The organism is Sphingomonas sp. NPDC019816 (assembly GCF_050274375.1).
In the GTDB taxonomy this organism is placed as follows: Bacteria; Pseudomonadota; Alphaproteobacteria; order Sphingomonadales; family Sphingomonadaceae; genus Sphingomonas.
On record NZ_JBNNOB010000123.1, the window covers coordinates 1 to 11,517 of the forward strand.

The 11,517-nt window shown below is 67.2% G+C and carries 11 protein-coding genes and 1 pseudogene; 7 read left to right on the forward strand and 5 right to left on the reverse strand.

Annotated elements, in window-relative coordinates:
• Positions 1-222: pseudogene (locus ACQKJZ_RS15190) on the reverse strand (alanine dehydrogenase); the annotation flags it as partial.
• A gap of 127 nt (positions 223-349) precedes the next feature.
• On the opposite strand from ACQKJZ_RS15190, the gene ACQKJZ_RS15195 reads away from it, so the two are divergent.
• The 3 genes from ACQKJZ_RS15195 (at position 350) to ACQKJZ_RS15205 (ending at position 3,768) form a co-directional block, all read left to right on the forward strand.
• A complete protein-coding gene (locus tag ACQKJZ_RS15195) occupies positions 350-793 on the forward strand; it encodes an Lrp/AsnC family transcriptional regulator (RefSeq protein ID WP_183951762.1) in 444 nt (147 codons plus the stop codon).
• Positions 794-975: 182 nt separating this feature from the next.
• Complete coding sequence (locus ACQKJZ_RS15200; RefSeq protein ID WP_312489887.1) at positions 976-2,652, forward strand: amidohydrolase; 1,677 nt, start codon at positions 976-978, stop codon at positions 2,650-2,652.
• Positions 2,653-2,712: 60 nt separating this feature from the next.
• Positions 2,713-3,768 (forward strand): choice-of-anchor A family protein, encoded by a 1,056-nt coding sequence (locus ACQKJZ_RS15205; RefSeq protein ID WP_427732034.1) that lies wholly within the window; start codon positions 2,713-2,715, stop codon positions 3,766-3,768.
• Positions 3,769-3,950: 182 nt separating this feature from the next.
• On the opposite strand, the gene ctrA is transcribed toward ACQKJZ_RS15205, so the two are convergent.
• The 3 genes from ctrA to ACQKJZ_RS15220 all read right to left on the reverse strand — a co-directional run bounded on the left by ctrA (position 3,951) and on the right by ACQKJZ_RS15220 (position 6,773).
• On the reverse strand, positions 3,951-4,658 hold the full coding sequence (gene ctrA, locus ACQKJZ_RS15210) for a response regulator transcription factor CtrA (RefSeq protein ID WP_183951759.1): 708 nt from the start codon (positions 4,656-4,658) through the stop codon (positions 3,951-3,953).
• Between the two features lie 103 nt (positions 4,659-4,761).
• Positions 4,762-5,856, reverse strand: coding sequence for an AI-2E family transporter (locus tag ACQKJZ_RS15215; protein WP_427732036.1), 1,095 nt, complete (start codon positions 5,854-5,856; stop codon positions 4,762-4,764).
• Positions 5,853-6,773 (reverse strand): LysR family transcriptional regulator, encoded by a 921-nt coding sequence (locus tag ACQKJZ_RS15220; RefSeq protein WP_427732038.1) that lies wholly within the window; start codon positions 6,771-6,773, stop codon positions 5,853-5,855. The genes ACQKJZ_RS15215 and ACQKJZ_RS15220 overlap by 4 nt, the downstream gene beginning before the upstream one ends.
• Before the next feature lie 139 nt (positions 6,774-6,912).
• Between ACQKJZ_RS15220 and ACQKJZ_RS15225 the strand changes: the two genes are divergently transcribed.
• From ACQKJZ_RS15225 to ACQKJZ_RS15240, 4 genes are all read left to right on the forward strand, one after another.
• The gene (locus ACQKJZ_RS15225; protein ID WP_427732040.1) at positions 6,913-7,635 is read left to right on the forward strand and encodes a pirin family protein; all 723 of its coding nucleotides are present in this window, start codon (positions 6,913-6,915) and stop codon (positions 7,633-7,635) included.
• A gap of 31 nt (positions 7,636-7,666) precedes the next feature.
• The gene (gene wrbA, locus ACQKJZ_RS15230; RefSeq protein WP_312491127.1) at positions 7,667-8,269 is read left to right on the forward strand and encodes an NAD(P)H:quinone oxidoreductase; all 603 of its coding nucleotides are present in this window, start codon (positions 7,667-7,669) and stop codon (positions 8,267-8,269) included.
• A gap of 113 nt (positions 8,270-8,382) precedes the next feature.
• Positions 8,383-8,877, forward strand: a complete 495-nt coding sequence (locus ACQKJZ_RS15235; RefSeq protein WP_312491129.1) for a GAF domain-containing protein — start codon at positions 8,383-8,385, stop codon at positions 8,875-8,877.
• 130 nt (positions 8,878-9,007) lie between these two features.
• Positions 9,008-10,018 (forward strand): RcnB family protein, encoded by a 1,011-nt coding sequence (locus tag ACQKJZ_RS15240; RefSeq protein ID WP_427732043.1) that lies wholly within the window; start codon positions 9,008-9,010, stop codon positions 10,016-10,018.
• 105 nt (positions 10,019-10,123) lie between these two features.
• Here ACQKJZ_RS15240 and ACQKJZ_RS15245 read toward each other — a convergent pair whose 3' ends face one another.
• Complete coding sequence (locus tag ACQKJZ_RS15245; RefSeq protein WP_427732045.1) at positions 10,124-11,386, reverse strand: M20/M25/M40 family metallo-hydrolase; 1,263 nt, start codon at positions 11,384-11,386, stop codon at positions 10,124-10,126.
• Positions 11,387-11,517 lie beyond the last annotated feature (131 nt).

The following is an 11,517-nucleotide window of genomic DNA, read 5'->3' on the forward strand; positions in this document are numbered from 1 at the left end:
CACCTTCACGATCATCTCGGCCTGGTCGAACACTTCCGAAGCGGTCGCGACGATGCGCGCGCCGGCGTCGACATAGTCCTGATCCTCGAAATCGATGCCGCCACCGGCCTTGGTCTCGACGATGACCTCATGGCCGGCGGCGACCAGCTCGGCCACCGACGGCGGGGTCAGGCCGACGCGATATTCGTGATTCTTGATTTCCTTGGGCACACCGACGCGCATGGCAAAACTCTCCTATATGATGGCGCGGATAGTAGCGCCGATCGGGCGGGAGAGGTTTGCAAAGCGATCCCGATACAGCGGCTCGGGCGAGATTTCATTGCAAAGGGAATGCCGCTATCGGGATGAAATGTCCGACGCGATCGACCGCCGCATATTGGCGCAACTGGCCAGAGACTCCGACCTGACCAGCGCCGCGCTGGGTGAAAAGGTCGGGCTGTCGGCCAGCGCCGCGCATCGCCGGGTGGCGCAACTGCGCGAGGCGGGGGTGATCGCCGGCTATCGCGCGATCCTGAGCCACGAGGCGCGCGGGCGGCCGTCGATCGTGATGGTCAATGTGACGCTGAAGGACCAGCGGCAGGAAACGATGGCGGCGTTCGAGCGCGAGATCCTGCGCTGTCCCGAGATCGTCGAATGTTTCCTGATGAGCGGCGAGGCGGACTATATGATCCAGGTCGAGGTGCGCCGCGACGACAGTTACGAGCGCATCCACCGCGAAACGCTGGCGCGATTGCCGGGGGTGACGCGGCTGGCCTCGCACTTCGTGATTCGCGAGGTCGTGCGGCGGTCGTGACGCTTTCCTCCCCTATAAGGGGAGGGGGACCATGCGGAGCATGGTGGAGGGGGGCGTGCCGCAAAAGGGTACCTTGTGTGGAAGCCCCCCTCCGTCAGAGTTTCGCCCTGCTGCCCCCCCCGTGCCGGGGAGGATCGTTACGCCGCTTCCCACCCGCCGCATCACCCGATAGGGAACGGACCATGCTCAAGCCGGCTTCCTCCTTCCGCCCCCTTCGCATCCTGCTCGCCGCGACGCTGGCGACCGCGCTCACCCCCGTCGCGGCCTTTGCCGATGCGCTGATCGACAATGTCACGGGGATGACGCTGGACAAGGATGGCAAGGTCGTCCGCTTCACCGGCTTGCTGCTGACCCCGGACGGCAAGGTCGCGCGGCTGCTGTCGGCCAAGGACAAGCGTCCCGACAAGCTCGACTGGCGTGCGGACATGAAGGGGCGGGTGCTGATCCCCGGCTTCGTCGATTCGCATGGCCATGTGATGGGGCTGGGCTTCCGCCTGCTCGAACTCGATCTGGCACCCACCAAGTCGCTCGACGAGGCCAAGGCGCGGATCGCGGCCTATGCCTCGGCGAACCCGGAGCGCAAATGGGTGCTGGGTGGCGGCTGGAACCAGGAAAGCTGGGCGCTGGGTCGTTTCCCGACGGCCGCTGATCTCGACGCCATCGTCTCGGATCGGCCGGTGGTGATGGAGCGCGCCGATGGCCATGCGCTCTGGGCGAACAGCGCGGCGATGAAGGCGGCCGGTGTCACCGCCAAGACCGTCTCGCCCGCCGGCGGTCGGATCGAGAAGATCGGCGGCCAGCCCTCGGGCGTGTTCGTCGACGCGGCCATGGCGCTGATCCAGAAGGCGGTGCCGCAACCGCTGGCCAAGGATCGCAACACCGCCTTTCTGAAGGCGCAGAACGAATTGCTGAGCCACGGCATCACCGCGACCGCCGATATGGGCACCACGCTGGACGAGTGGCTGACCTATCGCCGGATGGGCGATGCCGGGAATTTGCGCGTCCGTATCATGAGCTATGGCGGTGGCGTCGAGGACAGCGTGCGCATCGGCGGCACCGGGCCGACCCAGTGGCTGTACAACAACAAGCTGCGGCTGGTCGGCGTGAAGCTCTATGGCGATGGCGCGCTGGGGTCACGCGGCGCGTGGCTGAAGCAGCCCTATGCCGATGCGCCGGGCCAGACGGGTCTGGGCTTCATGTCGGACGACGTGATCCGCAACCTGATGAGCCGCGCGGCGATGGACAAGTACCAGGTCGCCGTCCACGCGATCGGCGACCGCGCCAACGCGCAGGTGCTCGACGCGATCGACGAACTGGCGGAGACCTATAAGGGCGATCGGCGCTGGCGGATCGAACATGCTCAGATCGTCGATCCGGCCGATCTGCCGCGCTTCGGCAAACATGGCATCATCGCCTCGATGCAGCCGGTGCACGAGACGAGCGATCGAACGATGGCGGAGGCACGGCTGGGGCCGGCGCGGCTGGCGGGGGCCTATGCCTGGAACACGATGCTGAAGAACGGCGCGACGCTCGTCTTCGGCTCGGATTATCCGGTCGAGAGCCCCGATCCCTTTGCCGGCTGGGCCGCCGCGATCACGCGCCAGGGACCGGACGGCCAGCCCTATGGTGGGTGGCAGCCGCAGGAGATCGTGACCCGCGAACAGGCGTGGCGTGCCTTCACGATGGACGGTGCCTATGCCGGCTTCGCCGAGGATCTGTTCGGCCGCCTCGGCCATGGCCAGCAGGCGGATTTCGTGATCGTCGACCGCAACCCGCTCGACGCCAACCCGACCGAACTGCGCGCGACCAAGGTCGAGGAGACCTGGATCGGCGGGCAAAAGGTGTGGGAGCGCCGCTGATCCCGAAATGGGACGATAAGGCTAAGGGATCAGCAAGGCTTTTGGGTTAGGCCGATCCCCATGAAATACCGTCTTTCTTTCGCCGCGCTGATCGCCGCCGCCTTGCCCTCCATCGCCATGGCCGGGCCGGTCGTCGGCATCGATGCGTTGAAGGAATGGAATCTGATCGTGCTCGGCGATCTGACGTCCAGTTCCGAGGTGGAGGGGCGGACCTTCGTCGGCGGTAATCTGAGCGGCAATTCGTCCAATTATCAGATTCGCACGCCCGCACCGTCCAACTATGCGCTGCCCGGCCTGACCGTGGTCGGCGACGTGCTGGGCGGTACGAAGAACCTCAACAACGGATCGGGCGCGCTGATCGGCGGCAATGTCGTCGGCGGGTTCAACCTGAATGGCGGGGTGCAGACGGTGAAGGTCGGCGGCACGCTGTCCAACACCAATATCAATCAGAATATCGTGCAGGCGGGGCTGGGCGCGAGTGATCCGGGCTTCGTCGCGGGGCTGAACCAGCAGAAGACGCTGCTGACCAGCAGCATGACCGATCTGGCCAACGGCTATGCGGCGCTCGCGGCAACCGGTGCGGTGAGCATCGTCGGCAACCGCGCGACCTTCAACGCGGTGCCGGGGGCCAATGGCGTCGCGGTGTTCAACCTGAACGCCGCCGACCTGTCCCGCTTCGGCGAGATCGCCTTCAACCGGAACGGTGCGGATACGGTCATCGTTAATGTCGCCGGCAGCGCAGTGCGGCTGGACGACAATTTCCTGGGCGATGCGACCGGCCTGGGCGAGCATGTCATCTGGAACTTCCCGACCGCGACCAGCCTGGAGCTGACCACTGCCTGGAAAGGCTCGGTCCTCGCGCCGAAAGCGGCGACGACGACCGGCAATTATATCGAGGGTTCGGCCGTGTTCGGCAGCCTGACCCAGAATGGGGAGTTCCATCTGGGGACCTATATCGGCACCTATGTGCCGACCACGCCGCAGGTGCCGGTCACGCCGGGCGGGAGCAGCGGCGGTTCGCCGATTCCGGTGCCGGAGCCGGCCACGATGGGGGTGATGGCGGGGGGATTGGCGTTGCTGGTCCTGGCGCTGCGGCGGCGGCGCGTCAGCGCCTGATAGATAGGGTGGGGCGTGGCCTTCGACTTCGCTCAGGCTGAACGGCTGTTGGGGGTCAGGCCCGCAGTCCCCTTGCTCTGTTAAGCCTAAGCGCAGTCGAAGGCCACGGGACCTCGCCCATAGAAAAAGGGCCGGCTCGCGCCCCCGCGAACCGGCCCATATTTCCCCGACAAACCGCCCGATCAGGCGACGGCTTGTTCGGCCTGTCCGATCTCATCGGGTTCGCGCAGCACATAGCCGCGGCCCCAGACCGTCTCGATATAATTCTCGCCGTCGCAGGCCAGGCTCAGCTTCTTGCGCAGCTTGCAGATGAAGACGTCGATGATCTTCAACTCCGGCTCGTCCATGCCGCCATAGAGATGGTTCAGGAACATCTCCTTGGTCAGCGTGGTGCCCTTGCGGAGCGACAGCAGCTCCAGCATGGCATATTCCTTGCCGGTCAGGTGCACCCGGGCATTGTCGACCTCGACCGTCTTGGCGTCGAGATTGACCGCCAGCTTGCCGGTGCGGATGATCGACTGCGAATGGCCCTTGGAGCGGCGGACGACGGCGTGGATGCGCGCGATCAGCTCTTCGCGGTGGAAGGGCTTGGTCACGTAATCGTCGGCGCCGAAGCCGAAGCTGCGCACCTTCGAATCCATCTCGTTGATGCCCGACAGGATCAGGACCGGCGTCGAGACGCGCGCGACGCGCAGGCGCTTGAGCACGTCATAGCCGTGCATGTCGGGCAGGTTCAGGTCGAGCAGGATGATGTCGTAATCATACAGCTTGCCCAGATCCAGGCCCTCTTCGCCCAGGTCGGTCGTATAGACGTTGAAGCCTTCGCTGCCGAGCATCAGCTCGATCGCCTTGGCGGTCGTCGGTTCGTCCTCGATCAACAATACGCGCATCGGCAGTCCCCATTCGCGATGATCGCCCTCCGTGAGGCCCCCGGCGATCTGAAATTCCATTCATTAACCAATGCGGATATGAACGCAAAAGGTTAATTCGCCCCTAACCGGGACTCTCCTCGTCGCTTTTCAGCCGGGCGCCGGGACCCAGCAGGGATGTGTGGTCCGCACGTGGAATGTCCTCGCCCAGCACCTCGCGCAGGTACAGGCTGCGGATCAGGGTGAAGACCACGACCAGCAGCGCCGCCGAGAAGAACAGCCCGAACAGCCCGAAGATCGTGCCGATGGCGATGATCGCGAACAGGGTGACTGCCGGCGGGATGGCGACGACCCGGCTGGTGACGAAGGGGGTGATGGCGTTGGTCTGGATCAACCGCACGACCGCGAAGGTGATGAGCGTGCCGATGATCGCGCCGCTGCCCCCCTGTGCCGCCAGGCCGAGTGCGGGCAGCATCGCGGCGATCGGCCCGACATAGGGCACGAACTCGCTCAATCCGGTCAGCAGCCCCAGCGCGGCCGCAGAAGGCACACCGGCGAACGCCAGTCCCACGCCGACCAGCACCCCCATCGTCGTCATCTGGATCAGCTGCGCCCGCAGCCACAGCCGCAGGGTCGAGCCGGTGTCGAACAGCGCATCCTCCACCGCAGGCCGCATCGACCGGGGGATGAGCAGCAGGAAGCCGCGCTCATAGATTTTCGGATCGGCGGCGAAGAACAGCGCGCCGACCAGCAGCAATAGGCAGTTCAGGACGAACTCGCCCGCGCCCGACACGATGCCGCTGATGTCCTGCGCCACCCGGCTGCCGGCATAGGCGGCGCGCACCGCATCGACCACTTTCTCACCGACCGGCGATTGCGAGGCCCAGCCGGCGAGCTGGTCGAGCAGGATCGGCAATTGGGTGACCAGCGTGTTCAACTGCTGGCGAAAGGCGACGCCGAACAGCCAGCCCAGAAAGCCCAGCACCGCCAGCACGGTCGCGATCGACAGCGTCAGCGATCGCTTCGGGCCGATCGGCAGGTGATCGGCGTAAAGGTCTGCGATCGCATGAATGACGATCGCCCCCAGGATCGATCCGAACGCCAGGATCAACAGATCACCGGCCCGGAACAGCGCCGCGCTGACCGCCAAGATCAGCAGGGTCAGGACGATTCGGCGAATGAAGCGCGAATCGGCGTCGTCGGGGCGCAGCCGGTTCATGCCGTGGCTCCCTGTCTATGGGCGGTGCAGGGATCGCGCACCCGGTCGGCCAGCCAGGTGATCAGCGCCTCCACCCGCGCCGGCCTGAGCGGGCTGGGCGGGGTGAGCAGATGCAGCCCGATCGGCGGCGGCGTCCATTCGGTCAGGATCTCGACGGCGGCGCCGCTGGCGAGATACGGGCCGATGATGAAGCCGGGCAGGCGCGCGATGCCCAAGCCCGCGACGACGGCGGGGACCAGCGCATCGCCGCTATTGGCGGTCAGCGGCCCCTGCGGCCGCACCGACACTTCCGCGCCGTTGGGATGGCGGAAGCGCCAGGGACCAGTGATGTTGGAATAGCTGAGGAGGCGATGCTCGCCCAATTCGTTGGGATGACGCGGCTCGCCATGTTCGGCCAGATAGCCGGGCGAGGCGACGACATGCGTCGAGATGCCGCACAGCCGCCGCGCGCGTAGCGAGCTATCGGGCAGGTCGGCGATGCGCAGCGCGATGTCATAGCCTTCGGCGACGATGTCCACCCGTGCGTCGGACAGGCTGAGTTCGATCTCGATGCCGGGATGCGCGGCCAGGAAATCGGCGATGACGGGCGCGATGTTGCTGACCCCGAAGGACATCGGCGCGGCGAGGCGGATGCGGCCCGCTGGCGCGCTGGCGGCATCGCGCGCGGCCTCCTCGGCGGCGCGGGCCTCTGCCAGGATGCGCGCGGCGTGATCGGCCAGCGGCTTGCCCGCCTCGGTCAGCGCCAGGCGGCGCGAGGTGCGGTGGAATAGTGACTGGTTCAGCTGCGCCTCCAGCCGCGTGATCGCCTTGGACACGGTCGCCTTGGACAGGCCGATCGCATCGGCGGCGGCGCTGAACGAGCGATGCTCGACCACGGCGGCGAAGATCGCCCAGGCTTCCAGATCCGGCAGACGCATCCTCGACCCCTGTTCCCCCCAAGGCGGTCCATGGCGGCCCCGCGCCGCTACAATGAACGTGGAAACGATCGGTTTCCAGCGTTTCCGTTTACGCGATCATAATCGCGCCTATCTTGGGGGCAACCAAGGGAGATACCCCATGAGCACCCAAGTCATCGACACCGGAATCGACCGTCGCAGCTTCGAAAGCCTGGGTCATGCCAATCATGGCTGGCTGGACGCGCGGCATCATTTCTCGTTCGCCAGCTATTATGATCCGGCCCGCATGGGCTGGGGCGCGATCCGCGTCTGGAACGACGACGTCATCGCCCCCAATGCCGGCTTCCCGCCGCATCCCCATGCCGACATGGAGATCGTCACCTATGTCCGCACCGGCGCGATCACGCACCAGGACTCGATGGGCAATGTCGGCCGCACGGCGGCGGGCGACGTGCAGGTGATGAGCGCCGGGTCGGGCGTGCGCCACGCCGAATATAATCTGGAGACCGAGCCAACGACGCTCTTCCAGATCTGGATCGAGCCGCGCACGCGAGGCGGCCAGCCCAGCTGGGGTGCCAAGCCCTTTCCCAAGGGCGAACGCTCGGGCAAGTTCGTGACGCTGGCCAGCGGGTTCGAGGAGGATGGCGACGCGCTGCGCATCCGCGCCGAAGCGCGAGTTCTGGCCGCGACGCTGCGGGCCGGCGAGCGCATCGAACATACGGTGGGCGAGGGGCGTCACGCCTATCTGGTGCCGGCGACGGGACGGATCGAAATCGACGGTGTGCCGTTCGCAGCGCGGGATGGCGCGGCGCTGTCGGGTGGTCGCACGGTGACGATCACGGCGGTCGAGGATGCCGAGATCGTTCTGGTCGATTCCGAATAATTTCACGCTTTCAGGAAGGGAGTTACGTCACATGGCCAAGGTTCTGGTCCTTTATTATTCGTCCTATGGTCACATCGAGCAGATGGCCGACGCCATCGCCGAGGGCGCACGTGCCGGCGGGGCCGAGGTGGACATCCGCCGCGTCGCCGAGACCGCGCCGCCCGAGGTCGTCGCTGCCGCGCATTTCAAGACGGACACCGCGCATCCCGAGATCGAGGGCCCCGATGCGCTGACGAACTATGACGCGATCATCGTCGGCACGCCGACCCGCTATGGCCGGATGGCGAGTCAGATGGCGGCGTTCTGGGACACGACCGGTGGCGTGTGGATGAAGGGCGGCCTGGTCGGCAAGGTCGGCGGCGCCTTCACCTCGACCGCCAGCCAGCATGGCGGGCAGGAGACGACGATCTTCTCGGTCCTGACCAACCTGATCCACCATGGCATGACCATCGTCGGGCTGGACTATGGCTTTCAGGGCCAGATGGGCGTGAAGGAAGTCCATGGCGGCACGCCCTACGGCGCCTCGACGCTGGCCGACGGTGACGGCAGCCGCCAGCCGAGCCAGGTCGATCTGGACGGCGCCCGCTATCAGGGCAAGCGCATCGCCGAGACGGCCGCCAAGCTGTTCGGGTGATGACGGAGCGGGGGTGCCGATGGGCGCCCCCGCCTTTCTTGACGATGGGTTAGCCGCCCATGTGCGTCCGTCGGGGGATGACGCGGCGGCCATCGCCGATTACATCGCGACCCATGTACCAGTTCGACATCGGCGCCGGATCGAAGGCGGAACTCTACCACGACCTCCATGCCGCGCTCGACGCGCTGACCGCCGGAGAGGCGGACGCCGTCGCCAACATGGCCAATGCCGCCGCGCTGATCGGACAATATCTGCCCGATCTCAACTGGTCCGGTTTTTACCGGATGGTCGGCGGCGAACTGGTCCTCGGCCCGTTCCAGGGTAAAGCGGCCTGTATCCGCATTCCGGTCGGCAAGGGCGTGTGCGGAGCCGCCGTCGCCACCGGGCAGACGCAGCGCGTGGCCGACGTCCATGCCTTTCCGGGCCATATCGCGTGCGACGCCGCCAGCCGTTCCGAGTTGGTCGTGCCGATCGTTCGGGACGGGCGGGTCGTCGGCGTGCTCGACCTGGACAGCCCGGTCCCAGACCGCTTCGACGCCGAGGATCAGGCAGGATGCGAAGCGCTGATGACGTTGCTCGCGCCCCGTCTGGCCGGGTTGGACGCCTGACACGCCTGACCCGATTCGGGACGCGGCCCGCCGCTATCGGCAAAAGGGCGGCGCTGGTATCAAACCTTTGAGACGGCACGGGCGTTGGGGGGAGACGCCATTGCACCGAACAGGGGATTTTTGCCACGCCATGCGGACCTTGTCGCATCTGATCAGCCTCTCCCTCGCCACCATGTTGACCGCGCCCGTGGCGGCCCAGGGCGCCCCCCCGCTGCGCGCCGGGGCCAGCTATCCCCGCCCGGCCATCGACGCCGCCGCGCCCGCCACGGCCCGACCCCAGGTGACGACCCGTACCGTCGGTGCGGGGCCGGTCCGCCGCGACCGCTGGGGCAGCAAGGTCGGCGGGCGTTGGTGGGGCGGGGCCAATGCGCCGGGCGGCTGGCCGGCCTATCGACGGCCGGCGCGCGGCGTGGTGGTCCCCGCCTATTGGAACAGCCAGCGTTTCGCGGTGGAGGACTGGGCGACCTATCGCCTGGCGCAGCCGCCGGCGGGATATCACTGGTCGCGCTATTACGACGATGCGGTGCTGATCGACCAGCGTGGCGGGGTGTATGACAGCGTCTCCGGCGTGAACTGGGACGACCCCGATGCGGCGGCCTATGCCGGCACCGGCTATGCGGGCGCGGGCTATCCGCCACCGGCGCCGCGCGACACCGGTCTGGGCGGTGCCGCGATCGGCGCGGTCGCCGGCGGGGTGGCCGGCAATGTCCTGGCGGGGCGGGGCGACCGGCTGGGCGGAACGCTGATCGGCGCCGGCGTGGGCGCGGCGGCGGGCTATGCCATCGACCGCGCCGAGGATCGGCGACGGCATATGGCACCGGGCTATGACGATTACGGCCAACCCGATTATGGTCGCCCCGCTTATGACTATCCCGGCGATTATCCGCCGCCCCCGCCGGCGACGGGCCGGCGCTGGGTGACGCGCGATGGTTCCACCGTCACCACGACGACGACCGTCGGCACGCTTGCGTCAGGAAATTCGGGCTATTATGAAGGGGGTTATTATTATCCGGCTCCCACAGTGACCACGGTCGTGGTACAGGGGCCGCCGGTTATCACGACAACGACGACCACCACGACCCAGACGGTGCGCAGCGGAACCCGGCGCGCATGGGTACGCAGCAAGTTGGTTCGTCGCTGACAGCTTCCCCAGGGGGGAGTTCGACCCGAGGAGACGCCGGGTCGAATATGGGATGCCGCTCCGACCAACTCCCACGGAGCGGCATCCTTTCACGGCTATCCGCGATCAGCGCCCGCCAAAGGTGACCAGGCTTTCGGCCCCATCCGCCGCGATCGCCGACACGCCCACGAAGTGATCGTCGACCGGCACCTGCGCCAGAACAGTGCCCGGCTCGGTCACGTCGCGCGACTGGGTCCACTCTTGAACATCGTTGCGCCGCCAATGGACGCGGTAGCGGACCGCCCCTGGTACGGCCGCCCATTCGACCTTCGTGTCACGCGACAGGGCGCCACTGATCGTCACCTTGTCGGGCGCGGCGGGCGCGGCGGCCAGGCGGGCGAGCGTGGCGATGTTGATCGCGGTCACCTTCGCCAGATAGGGAAAGTCCATCTTGTCGATGGTGTCTCCATAAGCGATCCCGCCTTCCTTGCGCAGGTCCTGATGCTGCGCGTCCCAATCCTCATTGGCGACCGAGAAGCGGATGGCGGGATAGCCCAGCTTCAGGAAGGGTTCGTGATCGCCGCCCCGGCCGAAACGGTCGGGCCGGCGGTCGAGGAACACGTCCAGCCCGCCGAGCTTGTCGGCGACGCCGTCGATCGCCTTGGCCAGCGCGCGGCTGGGGCCATCATCCTCGCCGCCGTTTCCGCGCCGTTGCATCTGCTGGGGCAGGTCCTCCGACGAACGGATGCCTTCGGAGAAGACGCGGACCCAGCGCGCCTCACGCACGCCGCCCTGGCCGATCGTGTTCCCGACGATGTCGTTGTTGAGCATCGCCGATACCCGCCAGTTGCGCAGCCGGGCGGTATCGGCCAGCAGGGTCGAGCCCCACAGACCCTGTTCCTCGCCCGAAAAGACGGCATAGACGATAGTGGCGTCGAATTGCTGCTTCGACAGGTGCCGCGCCGCCTCCAGCACCAGCGCCACGCCCGAGGCGTCGTCATTGGCCCCCGGCGCGTCGGAGGTCGCGTCCATCACGTCGGTCACCCGGCTGTCGATATGCGCGCCGACGATCACCACGCGCGACGGATCGCGCCCCCGCTGGATGCCCAGCACATCCTCGACCATCACGCCGTTCGGCGCGCGCGGGCCGGTGAAGCGGCGGTTGATCCGCTCGACGGTGATGCACCCGTCGCATCCTTGGGCGATCGCCTCGAACTGCCGCGCGGTCCAGTCGCGCGCCGCGCCGATGCCGCGCTTGGGGTCGGTGGTGGTCGAGGCGGTATGGCGCGTGCCGAACCCGACCAGCGCTTCGACATCGGCCTTCAGCCGGGCGGGGGAGGGGGCGGCGGCCGGCGTCGCGGCGGCGGCGAGAAGCAGGGGGAGGATCATGGCGGCGAGACTGGCCGAGCGGGGCGGGGGTGGCAAGTGGTTGATCGGTCACGAGACTGGCTTGGGGTGGGGCGTCGGGCGTGGCCTTCGACTTCGCTCAGGCTGAACGGGTTCGGGGGAATACCGGCCGA